Source organism: Dolichospermum sp. UHCC 0315A, assembly GCF_008121535.1.
Classification (GTDB): Bacteria; Cyanobacteriota; Cyanobacteriia; order Cyanobacteriales; family Nostocaceae; genus Dolichospermum; species Dolichospermum lemmermannii.
Genome location: NZ_CP043056.1, coordinates 3,840,060 through 3,858,639 on the forward strand (window position 1 = coordinate 3,840,060; position 18,580 = coordinate 3,858,639).

The window sequence follows — 18,580 nt, forward strand, 5'->3', positions numbered from 1 at the left end:
AATGAAGCGATTTTTTTCAAGTATTTTTGTAGTTACAACTTTACTATTAGCTCCTGGTTGTTCATCTAATACTAAATCTACTGAGACACAAGTTTCACCTAGTATAATGACGAATCATGATGGACATTCCATGGAAAATATGAATCATGAAAATAATTCACAAATAACTACCAAAGTTAAATTAACTGCTCCGAAAAGTTTATCACCAAATCAACCAATTAACTTAGTCATTGATATTCAAGACTCTACTGGAAAACCTGTTAATAAGTTTGACATTTTCCAAGAAAAAATCATGCACTTAATTGTTGTGAGAGATGATTTACAATTTTTTGATCATATTCATCCCGAATATAAAGAAAATGGTCGCTTTGAAGTAACTGCAAATTTTCCAGAATCAGGAAATTATACACTTTTCAGTGATTATAAACCTGCTGGAAATCAGGAGAATGTCTCATTAATGAATATTACAATTCCTGGTACAGTTCCATTACCAAAAAATTTAGAAAAGTTCACCAAAACTAAAACTATCTCAGATACTAAAGTCAATCTGAATATTTCTGCACCAAAAATCAAAGTCGGTCAAGACATTAACTTAACTTTTGACTTAAAAGACAACAAAAATCAACCAATTAAAGATTTACAACCTTATTTGGGTGAAAAAGGACATTTAGTAATTATTAAAAGTTCATCTCCCCTGACTTCATCTGATTATATCCATGCACACGCAATCAAAAATACTCCAGATGGAAAAATCGAATTTCATACAAAATTCCCCAAACCAGGAACATATAAAATGTGGATGCAATTTAATCGCAATGGACAAATCAAAACCGCAGATTTTTGGGTAAATGTAGAATAGAAAATCGTAGGTTGGGTTAAGCGACAGCGCAACCCAAAAACAATTTTAATGATTTTGAACAATGTTGGGTAACATACGTCAATCCAACCTACAAAAATTAAATTAATATTCTCTTCCGCAAGGGAGCGATAGAACCGTTATTGTTTAACTTTGAGCTTTTCTTCTGTCATACCTTTTACTTCGGCATTTTTACCAACTTGATCACAAAATCCCTGAAACTCATTTTTTAGTAATTTAGTTAATCTTTGATACTCTAAGACAGATAGCACTACAACTAAATCTTGTTCCTGACGCTGAATTGTTATTGGTTCTTTTTGAGCTTTATCTAAAAATTATGTAAAATTTTGTTTTGCTTCTGTGGCAGATAAGTAAATCATAATATACCTCCTTTCTCTTTATCATAAGACCTCGCGGTAAGTGGGAAACGAGCGTGGCTTGGCTCCCAACAGAGGGAAGCGACACTTCGACAGGCTCAGTGCATCGCACGAGGGATTTTAATCCCTGTGGTATGCTAGAATGAAATCGTGAGTAAGAACAATAAACATCTACGTGTTGAAACATCCTAGTACGGAGAAATCCCGGCTCCTATGAAACAACGGTTAGGTTCAAGTCCTAGCGGCAGTATTGACAAGAAATAGCAAGTAATGGCAGGTTGTGGAGCGTACCGCATCTTGGCTTAGTGATGGACTCACAAAAACACTGAAAACAATAAAAGTAAGCGCAATTTCGACACCTTGATTGGTGGTTGTATTGAGCGTCCAGGCGGCGTTTGACGGTCGCAGCGAGATTAGATTAGGCTAAACCTTTAATCTAATTCTGTCAGTAGAATCTCAGTGGCTGTCTTCCCTGAGAGTGTCAAAACTTAACTTGGTTATTTGACTCTAGCTACCTCTTTAATTCATGAAGAGTAAGAATTAGTGTCAAAGGCTATCAAAATCCATTCTGAAGCGGAATCAGACCCAAGGAAACCCAACATTTATACATTTTACGTTGGGTTTCGTTCCTCAATCAAAAATTAAAAAGGTGGTAATTCCTTCAGAATCGTGAAGCGAATATGGTTAATAGCTAAGTCACCCAGGGAAACCTCTTCTTTCGTTAAGCGAATTCCATCTCTGGTTAAGGTTTCAAAAGTGATACCCTTACCAATTTCGATATGATACCAGCATAAGCCCATAAAGAATCGTGTAGGATATGGTCCACCTTCTTCCAGATCATCAGGATTAGATTCCATTGGCAACCAACCAATTCCCGGAATATAAAACTCTAACCAAACATGATTAAAATCGGGTTGGAGGGGAATTCCCTGATGTTCGGCATAAACTGGACATTTATATCTACCAACGGTGCGGCAAGGAATACCATTCAGGCGACAAAGTGCCAGTAATACACCTACATATTCGCCACATGAACCAGTACCCCGATCTAAAGCTATATCGGGTGAATCAATATGAGGTTTAATGGCATAAGACAATTGATCATAAACGTAGTTGCGGATACTGTACATTTTCCGTAACAGATTAGTTTCTGTACCAACGGCTGTGCGGGCTGCACGGATAACAATATCGGTATCCATTGCTAGGTCGTCATCATCTACCAGATAGCGGGTTTTTAATTCTGGTGACAGTTCTGGAACATCTTCGACATCTTTAGGGGTGATGCGATGTTTAATGCCGCGTACTTCTACTAATGCCTTCCAGCCAAATATGTGACGTTCACCGGGGGCAAGGGTATCAAATTTAAAAACGGCTACTCTTTGTCCGTCAATGATTTCTTCTGTGAATGGTAAACCAATGGGTTCAACTTGTTGGACTTTTTGCCGTTGGGTTTCTGAGGGTAGGGCTATGCGCCATTCTATATCGGCTAAATAAATTTCATCAAGGGGGGAAATTTCTTCAACATAAGACATTTCTATCAGATAGCCATTAGAGAGGGCGTAGCGTTTATCCTCTTGGTAATGATATTGTAGAGAATGAATAAATGTGCGATCGCGGTACGTTAATTCAAAACAAGGGTCAGCATTGGGATTATCCCGAATATAAGGCTCTTCGCTGGAGTATGCCACATAAATACGATCTTTGCCTGTGTCATCCTGCCCCTGAACTGCGATACCTGTAGGAGAATCAAAAGCCGTGAGAACACTGAAACGCACTTCTCCAGTTGCCCTATCCATAGAGTAAACTGTTTGTTCCGTGCGATCGCATACCCATAAAGTTTCTTTACTAACTGCCAAGTTTTCGATACCGACACCAGGGGCATAAAATCTGGTGATTTCCTTGCGGGTATCCCGGTTAAAAATCAAAATATAGCCAAGTCTTTGACAACTAACATAAACGGTAGATTCCCAAACGGCAACACCATCAGCGGGATAGGGTAAAGTTACAAAATGCTCTAACCCTAAAGATGCCAATTTACATAAATAGACACTATTATCACGAGTCACCCACAGATCATCTTCCCACACAGCTAAACCGGTAACTTCTTTAAATTCGCGGACTTGGTGGGGATTGATAATTTTGCTGTTGTCGGTAAGAGGGTCAATTTCTAATAAATGACCTTTAACCGTATCAATAGCAATAAGTCTATCCTTGATAAAAGCAATACCGTACAAGGTAGCAGCAGTAACTGGTCTGATTATTTTTTGCCCAAACATCTGGTTCACCGTCAAACTGGGTACTGGAAAACTTATATCATTAAGCATATTAGTCATAAATTATTATTTATTAGGGAAGAGGGAACAGGGAAGAGAAATATTTTTTTGCAACTAACAACTGTACGGGCGAAGCATTTGCAGAACTATTTTTGGCAATGACCGATGATTTATCTTCCAAATGCTTCGCCCCTACTAACAACTGTACGGGCGAAGCATTTGCAGAACTATTTTTGGCAATGACCGATGATTTATCTTCCAAATGCTTCGCCCCTACTAACAACTGTACGGGCGAAGCATTTGCAGAACTATTTTTGGCAATGACCGATAATTTATCTTCCAAATGCTTCGCCCCTACTAACAACTGTACGGGCGAAGCATTTGCAGAACTATTTTTGGCAATGACCGATAATTTATCTTCCAAATGCTTCGCCCCTACTAACAACTGTACCGGCGAAGCATTTGCAGAACTATTTTTGGCAATGACCGATAATTTATCTTCCAAATGCTTCGCCCCTACTAACAACTGTACGGGCGAAGCATTTGCAGAACTATTTTTGGCAATGACCGATAATTTATCTTCCAAATGCTTCGCCCCTACTAACAACTGACAATTGACCAATTCCACATTTTCGGACACCACTAAATTATGATCGAATTTTGTAACCATTTCCTGTAACTTACACGATGTCTGCTCATTCTTTACCTGAATCTACCAACCTTTGGCATGGTTTAGAAGTTGATAAAGCCTTAGAAATGCTGGATAGTGACGCAAATAGCGGCTTAACCTCCCCAGAAGTTGAACAGCGTCGCCAAAAATATGGACTTAATGAACTCGAAGAACAGGTCGGTCGTAGCCCTTGGCAAATTCTGCTAGATCAGTTTACCAATATCATGTTATTGATGCTGATTGCCGTTGCCCTCATTTCTGGCCTTTTGGATTTGGTGGCTTTGACTGGGGGGACATTAAAACCCGGTGAAGTGCCATTTAAAGACACAATTGCCATTATGGCTATCGTTATCCTCAATGGTATTTTGGGCTATGTGCAAGAAAGCCGGGCTGAAAAAGCTCTAGCAGCCTTGAAAAAACTATCTTCTCCCTCAGTCCGAATCCTCCGTGATGGTAAACTGGCGGATATAGCAGCGAAGGAGCTAGTTCCAGGGGATGTGATGTTGCTGGAAGCTGGGGTGCAAATAGCTGCTGATGGTCGCTTAATAGAACAGTCTAATTTGCAAGTGCGAGAATCGGCTCTTACAGGTGAAGCCGAAGCTGTCAATAAGCAAGCCATACTTACACTACCAGAAGATGCACCCTTAGGCGATCGCCTCAATTCAGTTTTTCAAGGTACGGAAGTTGTCCAAGGTCGGGCTAAGGTGCTGGTAACCCACACCGGAATGCGAACAGAACTAGGCAAAATTGCCGCTATGTTGCAGTCTGTGGACGGTGAACCTACGCCTTTACAGCAACGCATGACCCAATTGGGTAACGTTCTCGTTACTGGTTCTTTAATTCTTGTAGCCATAGTAGTTGGTGGTGGACTTATTCATGATCTAACTAAAGGAATAGGTTGGAAGAATTTACAAGAACTGGTGGAAGTTTCTTTAAGTATGGCGGTGGCGGTAGTTCCTGAAGGTTTACCTGCGGTAATCACTGTGACTCTGGCTTTGGGAACTCAGCGCATGGTCAAGCATAATGCTTTAATTCGCAAACTCCCAGCGGTAGAAACTCTTGGTTCTGTAACTACTATTTGTTCTGATAAAACCGGAACTCTAACTCAAAATAAAATGGTGGTACAGTCGGTGTACACCAATAATTCTCCCTTTCGCGTCACTGGAGAAGGTTATACTCCCATTGGCGATTTTCAGTTAAATGGTGAAAAAGCCAATTTAGATGAATGTCCAGAAATTTCTGCTTTGCTTGTTTCCTGTGCGGTTTGTAATGATGCTGTTCTGCAACAACAACAAGGAGAATGGGCAATTTTAGGCGACCCCACCGAAGGGGCTTTAGTGACTTTGGCAGGAAAAGCCGGAATTGAACAAGACCAATGGAGTAGTAAATTACCTCGTGTGGCGGAATTTCCCTTTTCCTCAGAACGGAAGCGCATGAGTGTGATTTGTCAATTAGAAGCTGTAGCTACTGGTGATACTTCTTTAACCGCCATTGACCCAGCTATTGCTGGTTTTGTGGAATCTGAACAATACTTAATGTTTACCAAGGGTTCACCAGAATTAACTTTGGAACGGTGTACAAAAATCCATTTAGGTAATCACTCAATTCCTATCAATGACGAACACCGCAGCCAAATTTTGGTAGCTAATGACCAAATGGCGGGTAAAGGTTTGCGGGTGTTAGGTTTTGCCTATAAACCTTTGGCTGAAGTTCCCCCAGATGGTTCAGAGGATACATCTGAGGTAGATTTGGTCTGGTTGGGGTTGGTGGGAATGCTAGACGCGCCTCGTCCAGAAGTGAGGGCGGCTGTGCAAGAATGTCGCAAGGCGGGAATCCGTCCGATTATGATTACTGGCGACCATCAATTAACTGCTCAAGCGATCGCTATTGATTTGGGAATTGCCCAAGCAGGTGATAGAGTCCTCACTGGTAAGGAATTACAACTTCTCAGTGACCAGGAATTAGAGGAACAGGTTGACCTAGTGAGTATTTACGCGCGAGTCTCCCCAGAACACAAATTAAGAATTGTCCAAGCCTTGCAACGTCGCGGGCGATTTGTAGCTATGACAGGCGATGGGGTAAATGACGCTCCCGCCCTCAAACAGGCTGATATAGGCATTGCCATGGGCATCACAGGTACAGATGTGAGCAAAGAAGCCAGCGACATGATCCTCCTAGATGATAACTTCGCCACCATAGTTGCTGCCACGAAGGAAGGTAGAGTTGTTTATACCAATATTCGCCGCTTTATTAAATACATTTTGGGTAGTAATATTGGGGAAGTTCTCACCATTGCGGCTGCGCCATTGTTGGGATTAGGGGGTGTTCCCTTGAGTCCTTTGCAAATTCTCTGGATGAATTTGGTAACAGACGGTTTACCAGCTTTAGCATTAGCTGTAGAACCCCCTGAACCTGATGTGATGGAACGTCCCCCCTTTAGTCCCCGTGAAAGTATTTTTGCTAGGGGTTTAGGTTCTTACATGGTTCGCATTGGGATTGTTTTTGCCATCATTACCATTATTCTCATGGAATGGGCTTACCATCATTCTCATGTAGCCGGGTATCAAGGAGATCCAGATACTTGGAAGACAATGGTATTTACTTCATTATGTCTAGCGCAAATGGGTCATGCGATCGCTATTCGTTCTAATAATAGACTTACCATCGAAATGAATCCTTTTTCTAATCCTTTTGTATTGGGGTCAGTCATTGTCACCACGATTTTGCAATTGATGTTAATTTATGTTCCACCCCTGCAAAGTTTCTTTGGAACTCATGAACTCAGTTTAGAAGAATTAGCAATTTGTATCGGTTTTAGTGCTTTAATGTTTGTCTGGATTGAAGGTGAGAAGATATTCTTTCGCTTGATGGGCAAAAAAAGTGTTTAATTGGTAAATTGTCAGAATCAGGATTTACAGGATTTCATTTCATTATCTTTGTATTTTTTATCCTGATTCTGATATTTATTACCAATTAGTCATCAATATGTATCTAAAAATCAACTTCGACGAGATAAGAAAACCCTTTGGGTGCAGGGACAATTCTAGTATTAATTAGGAGATAGCTATCATGGGTGAATCCAAACGGAGAAAGCAGCAAGATCCCAACTACGGGAAAGTTAAAAATCCTGTCAAGAAGCTCATGAAAGTTTTTTGCCCGTTTTTTGAGGATTACGATAATTTATCTCATCTCGATGGTGATAGTATATCATTGATGATCGCTAAGGAAGGGTACAAAGAAACGGGTTTGAAAGGCATAATTGTCACAGGATATCTCGCTGAACATTTATTAAAAGACTATCCTCCTGAATCTGAATTAGTCAAAGCTTTCAAACAACATGGAAATATTTATGTTACTTCCACATTAGCCCTAGCGTATTTGGAAAATGATATAAACAAAGAGGAAAATCTTAGGAATTTTGATACATACGACCCATTAAATGACTTTATATGTATGAAAAGCGATTCTAAAAAGTACCAAGTAAGTTTGGTAACAGGATCTTAAAAAAATTTTCTCATCTCCCGAAAAATTCCCAAAAGATCCCCGACTTCTGAGAGGATGTTTGAAAAGTGGTATTCCGTAATTTTCATCACATTGCTACCCCCCTTTCCCCTTGTAAAGGGGGGAAACAATAAAAATCCAGTTCCCTCCCCTTTACAAGGGGAGGGTTAGGGTGGGGTAAAAAATATTTGATACATCAACCATAACTTTTCAAACACCCTCTGAAAACAATTTTCTCATCTCAAAGATAACTTATTATAAAAGTCGGGGATTTTGAATCTTCAGCTATTATGTACTTAAAAACTTTACACCTCAAACAATTTCGGAATTACCAAAACCAAAAAGTTGAATTTACCGCTGCTAAAACAATTTTAGTTGGTAATAATGCTCAAGGAAAATCGAACTTGTTAGAGGCTGTGGAGTTATTAGCAACATTGCGATCGCACCGCATGGCACGCGATCGTGATTTAATTAAGGAAGGTGAATCTACAGCCCAAATTCATGCCACCCTAGACCGGATTCATAGCCATAGTGATTTAACTCTCACCCTCCGTCGTCATTCTCGTCGCAGCGTGGCTATAAATGGCGTTACAGTCCCCAGACAAATGGATTTTCTGGGGGTTCTCAATGCGGTGGAGTTTTCAAGTTTGGATTTAGAATTGGTGCGTGGTAGTCCTGAAATTCGTCGCAACTGGCTAGATACACTCTTAATTCAATTAGAACCAGTTTATGCCCACATTTTGCACCAATATCACCAAGTTTTACGCCAACGCAATGCTTTTTTAAAACGTTATGTAAATACACCAGAAAAATCTCTACAATCAGAATTAGCTATCTGGGATGCACAATTAGTGACTGCGGGGACAAGGGTAATCATCAGAAGAGATAGAGCTATTAAAAGATTATCCCCCATAGCTTCTGCATGGCACGCTAGTATTAGTGGAGCATCCGAAGTTCTGGAAATTAATTATGCTGCTAATATTCCCTTAGAAAAAACTTCTCCTCAAGAATTACAAGCGGCTTTTTTTGCTAAACTTCAACAAAGAGCATTTGCAGAACTACATCGAGGTATAACGTTAGTCGGACCCCACCGCGATGAAGTAGAATTAATTATTAATCAAACTCCCGCTCGTCAATATGGTTCTCAAGGACAACAAAGAACATTAGTTTTAGCTTTAAAATTAGCAGAATTACAATTAATTGAAGAAGTAATTAATGAACCACCATTACTATTATTAGATGATGTTTTAGCCGAATTAGATCCATCTCGCCAAAATCAATTACTTGATGCTATTCAAGACCGATTTCAAACCTTAATTACTACCACTCATTTGAGCGCTTTTGATGTTCAATGGTTGAAATCTTCCCAGATTTTATATGTCAATGGGGGAAAAATTGACAACTGATACCAATTTTATAGCAATTCCCAAGCTCAAGAAATACCCCCCTTAATCCCCCCTTGCTAAGGGGGGAAACAAGAGAATCCAGTCCCCTCCCCTTGGGGGAAACAAGAGAATCCAGTCCCCTCCCTTTGGGGGGAAATAAGAAAATCCAGTCCTCTCCCCTTGGGGGAAACAAGAGAATCCAGTCCCCTCCCCTTGGGGGGAAATAAGAGAATCCAGTCCCCTCCCCTTGGGGGGAAATAAGAGAATCCAGTCCCCTCCCCTTGGTAAGGGGAGGGTTAGGGTGGGGTAATTTATATCTCACTAGAGGGGAAAAGGTGATATATGAAGTAGTTATCTCCCATCACCAATTAACACAAATGGCGACCAGAAATAAGGATGAACATTATTGTTAATTTGACTTAATTTTGCTTGACGTAATGCTTCATCTTTCCTCATACCTTTTTGCAGATTTTGGTAAAATTGCACCATTATCTCCTTAGTTTCTTCATCTGCTGCACTCCAAAGACTAGCAATTACAGCTTTACTACCTGCACGTTCAAATAAATAAGCTAGTCCAGAAATTTCTGTACCATTAGAATCTGCTTTTAAAGCTGTTTGACAACCACTTAAAGTAATTAAATCTACATTTTTTAATCCTAGTAAAGCAGCATCCTGAATATTAAACTTTGTATCTGCAAATAGCAAGGTATTTTCTTTTAATCCTAACTTCTTACAGCCACCTTTTTGAAAACAGCCATGAGTCGCTAAGTGCAGTAAAGAAAAACGGGGAATTTGACTTTTAAAATTTGCCAATGTTGCTTGACTTTTAATAAAAATTTGGGTACCTGGGAAAATAGGAATAATACTTTTAACTTCATCCTCTGCACCCTTGAGTGCTAAAGGAGGCCGAGGAATAGGATTACCAACAGCGAGGATTTTTTGATTAGATGTTGATGGTTTTGTTTGTAGAGAACGACTAGAAAGACGAGTGAGGTAACTAATGGGATATTTCTCAATTAGATATTCATTACCGTTATGTAATGCTTCAAAAGGAATATACCGCAGTTTACCAGTGGCAATAATGCTGATTTGTTTAGGTTTGGTAGCTGCAATTTCTGTTTCAATGGGACGAATTAACAAATCATAAAGTGGTTGTAAACTATTCAGGTAATTAGTGGTATAGCGATTAGTTAATGAGGTGTAGGTATTGGTTAATAAACTATCAAATTTAGCGGGATCTATAGGTATTTTAATTGCTTTGAGTTTGTCTTTTGTGAGCAAAAACAAAGGAATTGTATTCGGAACATTTTTCTTCTTGATTAACAGGACAGGCTGAATTACTGTTGTACCTGCAGGGATATTTGCTCTTAGTTGGGCAATATCTGTAGGTTTGGTTTCAAATAATTCTGCTACTTCTACAGAGCGGTTTCTGATCTCTTCAGCTTTTTTGTTAAGCTCTGTCTGTAATTGATTAACCTCTTGAGATAATTTTTGTGAAACCTTTTGTGATAGTTGTTTTCGCAGACTTTCTAGTTGCAGGTTCTTTTGATTCCATTGGTCAATTGCCTTTTGTACTTCTGGGTCAGCAACTTTGGCATTAACAAGGCGAGAATAATCAGCTAAGTCGGCTACGGTAGCTAAGTTTGCCCATTCAAAGGCACGTTCTGGCTGGTTTTGATCGATCAGTAAGTCAATAAGAGCAACTGCTCTACCTAATTTACTTTCTAAAAATGTTTTACGATTTTCTCTGTCTAGACTGCTACGAATTTGTAAAGTAATAGTAACTGATTGTTCTAAATATTTGATAGCTTCATTGGGTTGTTTTGTATCTCGGTAGACTGCACCAATGTTATTGAGGGTTGTGGCTTCCCCATATTTGTCGCCGATAGTACGACGTAAGAGTAGTGCTTCGTTGTAGGATTCGAGTGCCTTTTGCTTTTCTCCTAAAGCGGAGTAGACCCCACCAATATTATTGAGGGTGTTTGCTTCCCCTTTTTTGTCCCCCTCAGCACGACGTAATGGCAGCGCTTGTTTGTAATATTTCAACGCTTCTTCTTTTTCTCTTAAAGCGGAGTAGATTCCACCAATATTATTGAGGGAGATAGCTTCCCCTTTTTTATCGCTCTCAGCACGACGTAATAGCAGTGCTAGTTTGTAATAGTATAGAGCATCTTGTTTTTTTTCCAAAGCGGAGTAGATTCTACCAATATTATTGAGAGAGGTAGCTTCCCTTTTTTTGTCCCCCTCTGCGCGAGATAAGTGCAGTGCTTCCTTGTAATATTTTAATGCATCTTGTTTTTTTCCCAAAGCGGAGTAAACTTCACCGATGTTATTGAGGACGCTTGCTTGACCTTTTTTGTCCCCCTCCGCAATATATAAAAGGCGAGCCTCGTTGAAATATTTAAGTGCCTTTTGCTTTTCTCCTAAATCCTTGTAGACTTCACCGATGTTATTGAGGGAGATAGCTTGTCCTTTTTTATCATCCAGTAACCGATACAGCGATAAAGCCTCCTCCCATTTTTTAATAGCTTGTCGCAATGAGTCCGCTGTTCCTTGCTGATAAAGTTTCATTCCCTCATTAAAAAGCCGTTCTGCATTATCCGTTTTTGCTGTTGATGATTGGGCAATTTTTCCTAAATCATCCTTGGCCAAAACACGGGTAGAGTCAACACATACCCCACAGCACAATAAAAAACCAATACCAAAAACAAGGTAAGGATGTTTTAGCCCTGATAGCAGCCAATTGTGTTGTTGATTTTTCACCATCTTCACCCCCTCACACCAATTATTTACATAAAATAAGAAACCACCACATTTTTAAATACTATCAGGATCTATTCCCAATTCTCTCAATTTTTGAGCTAGTAATTGAGCGCGTTTTTGTGCATCTTCCTTTTCCAGTTTTTCAGACTCAGCAAGTCTTTTCGCTGCTTCTTTTTCTAGCTTTTCCCGTTCAGCCCGTTCATCACCAGTAGCTACAACCGTTCCATCTTGATGACACCAACGTAACCAAGTATCGCGCCTACCTTCAAATTCTCCTTGCCAAAAAGTCACACCCAAATTAATATCTTCTAACCAAGTTTCCTCGGTTTTTGCATAATGTCTTCCTACCAATTTATAAATAGTTAATATTTCTGCTCCTAATTCTTGATTAGGATCATAGACTAGATAATAATTGGCTTTCATTCTTTCATAAATCTGCAACTTTTTAGTTAATTCTTCACCTTCCCGATTAGAAACAATTTCCATTACCACTTCTGGCGATTTACCAAATTTCCACATCATGTAACAACGATTTTGTTTTTTCCACCAATCTTCAGGAGTTTGGACATCAAAACTAATAAACACATCGGGAACAATTGCCGGTTCACCGTCTGTATGATAAATACCAACATTAGCCTCAACTAAAAAAGGCTGTGATTCTAAAGAACTATAAAGAGAACTAACTAAAAGCCGTTGTTGTTTAGCAGATGCAAAATTATCCACAGGTGTGTCGTCTTCAGTGATTAGTAGATTAGCGTCTGGAATATAGTAATCATCATCAACTTTGTCTAAAAGTTGTTCAACCATGATTTTTATTCACTTATTCAATAGCATTATGTAGATCATAAATCATCGCCCTGAGAATTTAGATATTCCTAGTAATCTGTCAATCCAAAAATGACGGGTAAAGGCAAGTAGGGGGAGAAGAGGGGTAGGGGGAGTAGGGGCGGGAAAACAGAAGTTTTTCCTATTATTACCCGTCAAAATAAATTTGACGAACTACTAGAAAAGTAATGATGTTAGTAGAGACGTTACATGGAACATCTCTACAAGGATTCTAGGAAACTTATTTTTTCTTATCCGCAGGTGTTACCTTAATGGTAATCTTACCAGTAGAACTAAACTGAATCTCATCCGCTATATATAAACTCTTCACAGCTACAGATTGAATTTGAGACAATTCTTGAGGTTTTTTAACAGTTGCTAAATCTACCTTAGCTTGTCCTCGTTGGGAGTCCACCAACTCAAAAGCCTGAAGAGGAAGATTGGACCATTCGCTTTGTGTAGCTTTGCTGTTATCCTCACCCCGAATCACCAGACTACCCGTAGCAGTATAAACTAAAGAGTCTTTATCTTTCCTAAAAACTACCTGTTGTACTTGGGCAACAGGTAATGATTTAGAAGTTTTACCATAGGAAAACTCAATTTTTTTCCCTTTGGAGTCAAATCCTGTGACTCTAGCAGTCATAGAATCGCCATTTTTCAGCTTGATATCGGCTTTTATTGGTAATGCTAAGGGTATGGGCGAATTATTAACTTTTTTCTTTACTTTTCCTGGAGTTTGAGCTAATTGTATATTGGCGGTAACTGGTTTGAGGTTTTCTGTCATGCCCACCAATGCCAACACCAATACAAAACAGAATGTTTTGAGAACAACCTTCATATAGTTATGGATGAGTATTAACACAGAATTAAAGTAAGTTATTGCTACTTTACCATAAAATCATCTATAACCGTCCAAATTCCTGAATTTTCTGACAAATAACCTATGTCACCAGATCCTCAAAATCCAACCAGTATCAATATCCTTGGTAATTTCGCTGGACTCATCGGAGTCTTAGGCATTTTTATTTACTTTATTGGTTGGGTCTATCGCTGGGCTTATTTTGGCTTTTTTGCATTAGAACTTAATACCCTCAATCTACCCCATGAGTCTTTTTTAATAGTACCAATACAAATTATCTTTGGTAATTTCTGGATATTTATCCGGGCTGTCATAGCCATGACTTTAACAATATCTTTAATTCAAGTTATATTATGGGCAATTTCACCAAAAATAAATCATCAAAATATCCCTAATAAAATCCAAACACTGATTAAGAGAATCCATGATTTTCCATTACTTAATATTTTGCGTTCTCTTGCCAAACTTTTACCCTCGTCATTACGTCAAGAAATTGTAATTGTGATTTGCATTTTAGGATCGTTGTTTTGGTTAGGACGTTTCCAAGGTCAGGCTGATGCTTATCGAGATGCCGTTAATAATACTTCTACTAGACCAATAGTTACGCTTGTGACTGCTAAAGATAAACTACCTTTGGGACGTAATTTAGATGATGTATTCACACCTCCCTCTCTGAAAGAGTCTCGTATTTTTGGGGATTTAGAACAGTTCAATACGACTTCTAAAGCAATAAATGATGATACAGATCAATCTATTGTTTGGCGGCTATTAATTGAAAGTAATGATTGGGTTTATGTATTCCCATCTATGCCTTCTGATGCACAATTTAATCAGCGCCCTCCCGTATTGGCTATTAATACAGGTGATGGTGGGGTACAATTGTTAATTATCAGCCGTCCTAATCTGCGTGAAAAAGGCAATTAATGTCATACCTGGAAATTTTTCTGTTCACCTATTAATTAAATTTTTCCAGTCTTTTAAAAATGTGTAGAATAATTACAGTTAAAATAGCACCCATTAATCCTAATTGCCATAAACCACACCCAGCCGCAATTCCCAAAGCCGCAGCTACCCAAATCGCAGCGGCAGAAGTCAAACCATGAATTTCCGGTGATTTTGATGTTTGGGAAGATTCACGTAAAATTTCCCCAGCGCCTAAAAACCCCACTCCAGCAGCAATACCTTGAACTACACGACTAAGAGAATCAGCACTAAGTTGTGTACCACCCGCTTGGATAGTGATGAGAGTAAATACGGCTGAACCCAAACTTACTAACATATGGGTTCTTAAACCTGCCGGTTTATTTTTTAGTTGTCTTTCTAAGCCAATTAAAGCTCCAATAAACAAGGCAAAACATAAACGAAGTCCAGTGTTTAGCCAGTCACTACCGGCAATATAATAAGGATTGATCAATTTTTTTCGGTGGTAAATAGTTTAATAAATGAAATCGGGGCATTGTTCGGACTAATTGGTAATATAGTAACAAAAAGTATGTAATAAATATTATTTAATAAATTGAGTGGATAAACTCTATTGGCTTGACCAAATTAAACTACAAGACCGCCCCAAGGTTGGCGTGCAGGCGTTTTATTTAAGTAAGATTAAACAGCAGGGCTATCCTGTTCTTCCTGGTTTTGTAGTAGAAGCAGATGTTTTACGGCAATTTCTAGAAACTCTCAATAGTTCAGAGTCGTTAATCGCTGATTTACCCCATTCTTCGCTACATTTAGATGTACATAATTGGCGACAACTGCAACAGGTAGCCGGACGCTTACGTCAGGAAATTATCTCAGCGACTGTGCCACCTCATTGGGTGAGGACAATTTTTCAAGCTGCGCGACAATGGCAAAGAAGCAGTTTAATTTTGCGTCCCAGTTTGGCAATATCAAATAACCAAGAAATGAAAAATGTATCTGGGTTATTAGAACCAGTATTTTGCCCTTGTGAAGAAGAGGAAATAGGTGAAGCTTTAAAGCTGCTTTGGAGTCAGTTATTCCGAGCCAGAAGTTTACTATATTGGCATAGTGCGGGGATTAGTTTGCCCAGCATTAATTTAGGGGTGTTAGTGCAACCAGTTGACAATGCGATCGCTTCTGGTGTAATCAATACTAAATCATCGGCATGGGATATTGAAGCTACTTGGGGTTTAGGACTAGCAATTACCAACGGTGAAGTATTACCAGATGTTTATTACATAGAACCAAAAACCGGCGCAGTCGTAGAAAGACAATTGGGTAATAAAATGTTGGCGTATCGTCTTCATCATGGTAATGCTTTTACAGATGAACAACTGCAACCAACATTAGATACTGATTTTTTATTAGCTTATATTTTAGAAGAATCCCAACAACAAGAATATGCTTTGCCAGAAGAATTTTTGCAAGAATTAATTACTGTCAGTAATCAAATAGTCAGTGAATTAGGGGCAACTTTAACTATGAAATGGACAGTTGCCAAAGAATCTTTAGCCACAAAACTCTATATTACAGAAGTCACTGTTCCCCAATCTGTAAATAAGAGTGTGCAATTTATTCAAGGCATTGGGGCAGCCAGAGGGAGAATTATTGCTAATGCCCATATTTTTAGTTCATCACAAAAAGCAATCCAAGTTCCTCAAGGTGTAATTCTCATCGCCCCAGTGATTACTCCTGATTGTTTGCCCTTACTACAAGGAGTTGCGGGGATTATTACAGAACAAGGGGGATTAACTAGCCACGGGGCGATTTTAGCCAGGGAGTTGGGTATTCCTGCGGTGGTGAGTGCCACAGGTGCAACCACTCTTTTACAAGCAGGTGAAAAGTTATTATTAGATGGTAATAAGGGTGAAATATATCGTTTCACAGAAGATGAAGAAAACTTTCCTAGTGAGGAGATAGAAGAATTAATCAAAGAGGAAAAAATTGTCAATTATCAGCCGATAAATTTACCAATAATTGCCACTAAGTTACTCGTAAATTTGAGTCAAGGACGATTAATTGAACAAGTAAAATGTTTACCTGTAGATGGGTTAGGATTATTACGTTCAGAATTGATGATGTTAAATATTCTGAAGGGAGAACATCCTCAAGAATGGTTAATAGCTGGAAGAAAAGCGGAATTATTAGAGTTATTATCTGAGCAGATTAAGCAATTTGCTCGCGCTTTTTCACCCAGACCTATCTTTTATCGCTCTTTAGATTACCTACCCCATGATTTATTATTATCACAGTCATCAATTTATAGTGAGCGAAGTCGAACTATTCTTGGTGACAGGGGTGTTTTCAGCTATATGCAAAATCCGGCGGTTTTTGAATTGGAATTGCAAGCTTTAGCGATAGTTCAAGCGTCTGGTTATAGAAATATTAATTTGCTATTACCTTTTGTTCGCAGTGTTGAAGAATTTATATTTTGTCGTCAAAAAGTTGAGCAATTTGGGTTAACACAAATATCCCAGTTTCAATTATGGATCATGGCAGAAGTTCCTAGTATTTTATTTCTATTACCTGAATATATTAAAGCTGGTGTGGCAGGTATTTCTATTGGCACAAATGATTTAACTCAATTATTATTAGGAATAGATAGGGAACAGGGAAAATTAGGGAGAATATTTGATGAAAGTCATCCAGCAGTAATGGGGGCAATATCTCAATTAATTAAAATGTCTCAAGCTGGAGGTATTCCCTGTTCTATTTGTGGTCAAGCCCCGGTACTTTATCCAGAAATGATTGATAAATTAATAGAATGGGGGATTAGTTCTATTTCTGTAGAACCGGAAGCGGTGGAAAGGACTTATCAAGCGATTTCTCGTGCTGAACAAAGATTAATTTTAGCAGCAGCACGACGACAACTTAGCAACTTAAAAAATTAATATCGGCAAATAGCCGCTACTTTAACTCCACTAGGCATTGCTTCTGGTTCAAGAGTATAAACTTTACCACCATTTAAGATGGTGTGAATTACCGCAAAATCTAACATATCTTCATCATCTGGTGCTGGTTCTGGATGTAATTCAACTGTAGCAGTTGGTAAATCAAATTTACCCCATATATGTTGTTTTAGAGGCACAAACAAAGTATCAACTCTTTGATAATATGCAGCCGGAATAATTGCTTTGATATCATTGGCAATTTTGTTACTTTCTTCCCCAGATAGTTGCAGATAAACAGCCATTAGATCTTCATATTCCTGTTGAAATAAAGGGTTAACAATTTCCCAAGCTGCATGATTTAATTCTTGCATTTTGAGGATTTCTGCATTGCCAGTAATCCCTGTTTCTGCTAAATATGGATAAGTATTAGCTTGTCGGTAAATTGGTAATAAATATTCTACTCCTGCTAATATTAAAGGTGCTTTTTCACCTCGCAATTTTTTATGTAATGCACTATCAACAGCATAACAAAATTGCAAAATATCTTCTTCATGTTTCTCCCGATCTGGATTACCCTGTCCATGGACAGAACCAGGGTGTTGAGCCGCAGAAGTCGCACCTCTAGGGATACCAATTCTATGCTGTACGCCTTTTTGAAATTCATCTTCTAAGAGAGTTTCATCCAAACTATGAGGCATATTTTCTACTTCTACTTCATTAATTTGGTAGCGCGTGCCTGAGTAAAGTTTGACATTCTTTTGACTTAAAGCCAAAATGTAGAATTTTCCATCATTATTAATCAGATTTAATAAGGGTTTGATATGAAAATTCTTGCCAACAACCACTAATTGGGGAAAAGAAATTGGTAAACAATAGTAACGAAATAGATTGGGGGAAATAAAAATTACTAATCCCTGGTTTTGAATTTCCCAAAAATCAGTATTGTCTAATTCCATCGCTGGTTTGAGCAAATTTACAGTCTCAGTATGACGTAATCCTGTTTCATCTAAGCGGTTTTCAGCTTCTCGAATTAAATTTTTAAACCGAATCGGATTTTGTCGCGTATCTCCTCCTAGTTTTTCCATAGGTAGATAGAGAGAAACGCATGGATACTCAGGATTTTGGACTAAATTTTTAAGTTCATCAAGAGAAAATATAGTCATAGATTTCATCCCCGTTGAGGATAATTACAGAATCTAGATTCCATTCAACTCTTGATGTGG

Annotated in this window: 14 protein-coding genes; 6 read left to right on the top strand and 8 right to left on the bottom strand. The window is 38.7% G+C overall.

The genetic code is table 11. The features are described 5' to 3' along the window. The first annotated feature begins 1 nt into the window (after nt 1). Nucleotides 2–859 (top strand): hypothetical protein, encoded by an 858-nt coding sequence (locus tag BMF77_RS18370; protein WP_148764815.1) that lies wholly within the window; start codon nt 2–4, stop codon nt 857–859. A 137-nt stretch (nt 860–996) separates the two neighbouring features. Here BMF77_RS18370 and BMF77_RS28740 read toward each other — a convergent pair whose 3' ends face one another. From BMF77_RS28740 to BMF77_RS18385, 3 genes are all read right to left on the bottom strand, one after another. After that, nucleotides 997–1,128 (bottom strand): hypothetical protein, encoded by a 132-nt coding sequence (locus BMF77_RS28740; RefSeq protein WP_256369713.1) that lies wholly within the window; start codon nt 1,126–1,128, stop codon nt 997–999. 746 nt (nt 1,129–1,874) lie between these two features. Beyond that, entirely contained in the window at nt 1,875–3,557 is a 1,683-nt protein-coding gene (locus BMF77_RS18380) for a transglutaminase domain-containing protein (RefSeq protein ID WP_246863167.1), read from the bottom strand. 22 nt (nt 3,558–3,579) lie between these two features. Continuing rightward, entirely contained in the window at nt 3,580–4,176 is a 597-nt protein-coding gene (locus BMF77_RS18385; RefSeq protein WP_246862956.1) for a hypothetical protein, read from the bottom strand. A gap of 17 nt (nt 4,177–4,193) precedes the next feature. Here BMF77_RS18385 and BMF77_RS18390 point away from each other — a divergent pair, with 17 nt between their 5' ends. The 3 genes from BMF77_RS18390 (at nt 4,194) to recF (ending at nt 9,083) form a co-directional block, all read left to right on the top strand. Then, entirely contained in the window at nt 4,194–7,064 is a 2,871-nt protein-coding gene (locus tag BMF77_RS18390; protein WP_148764817.1) for a cation-transporting P-type ATPase, read from the top strand. A gap of 181 nt (nt 7,065–7,245) precedes the next feature. After that, on the top strand, nt 7,246–7,680 hold the full coding sequence (locus BMF77_RS18395; RefSeq protein WP_148764819.1) for a hypothetical protein: 435 nt from the start codon (nt 7,246–7,248) through the stop codon (nt 7,678–7,680). Between the two features lie 287 nt (nt 7,681–7,967). Further along, nucleotides 7,968–9,083: a DNA replication/repair protein RecF gene (gene recF, locus BMF77_RS18400; RefSeq protein WP_148764821.1), complete on the top strand. Its 1,116-nt coding sequence runs from the start codon at nt 7,968–7,970 to the stop codon at nt 9,081–9,083. Nucleotides 9,084–9,413: 330 nt separating this feature from the next. Here recF and BMF77_RS18405 read toward each other — a convergent pair whose 3' ends face one another. The 3 genes from BMF77_RS18405 to BMF77_RS18415 all read right to left on the bottom strand — a co-directional run bounded on the left by BMF77_RS18405 (nt 9,414) and on the right by BMF77_RS18415 (nt 13,512). Continuing rightward, nucleotides 9,414–11,828 (bottom strand): CHAT domain-containing protein, encoded by a 2,415-nt coding sequence (locus BMF77_RS18405; RefSeq protein WP_148764823.1) that lies wholly within the window; start codon nt 11,826–11,828, stop codon nt 9,414–9,416. 51 nt (nt 11,829–11,879) lie between these two features. Further along, nucleotides 11,880–12,632 carry a Uma2 family endonuclease gene (locus BMF77_RS18410; protein ID WP_148764829.1) on the bottom strand — a complete coding sequence of 251 codons (753 nt, stop codon included), beginning with the start codon at nt 12,630–12,632 and terminating at the stop codon, nt 11,880–11,882. Nucleotides 12,633–12,891: 259 nt separating this feature from the next. Continuing rightward, the gene (locus BMF77_RS18415; RefSeq protein WP_148764831.1) at nt 12,892–13,512 is read right to left on the bottom strand and encodes a hypothetical protein; all 621 of its coding nucleotides are present in this window, start codon (nt 13,510–13,512) and stop codon (nt 12,892–12,894) included. Nucleotides 13,513–13,593: 81 nt separating this feature from the next. On the opposite strand from BMF77_RS18415, the gene BMF77_RS18420 reads away from it, so the two are divergent. Continuing rightward, nucleotides 13,594–14,433, top strand: coding sequence for a hypothetical protein (locus tag BMF77_RS18420; protein WP_148764833.1), 840 nt, complete (start codon nt 13,594–13,596; stop codon nt 14,431–14,433). Between the two features lie 31 nt (nt 14,434–14,464). On the opposite strand, the gene BMF77_RS18425 is transcribed toward BMF77_RS18420, so the two are convergent. After that, nucleotides 14,465–14,923 (bottom strand): MgtC/SapB family protein, encoded by a 459-nt coding sequence (locus BMF77_RS18425; protein WP_148764835.1) that lies wholly within the window; start codon nt 14,921–14,923, stop codon nt 14,465–14,467. A gap of 106 nt (nt 14,924–15,029) precedes the next feature. Here BMF77_RS18425 and BMF77_RS18430 point away from each other — a divergent pair, with 106 nt between their 5' ends. Further along, complete coding sequence (locus BMF77_RS18430) at nt 15,030–17,357, top strand: putative PEP-binding protein (RefSeq protein WP_148764837.1); 2,328 nt, start codon at nt 15,030–15,032, stop codon at nt 17,355–17,357. Here the strand turns inward: BMF77_RS18430 and BMF77_RS18435 are convergent. Then, entirely contained in the window at nt 17,354–18,520 is a 1,167-nt protein-coding gene (locus BMF77_RS18435; RefSeq protein WP_148764839.1) for a hypothetical protein, read from the bottom strand. The two genes, BMF77_RS18430 and BMF77_RS18435, sit on opposite strands and share 4 nt — an antisense overlap. Between the last annotated feature and the right edge of the window lie 60 nt (nt 18,521–18,580).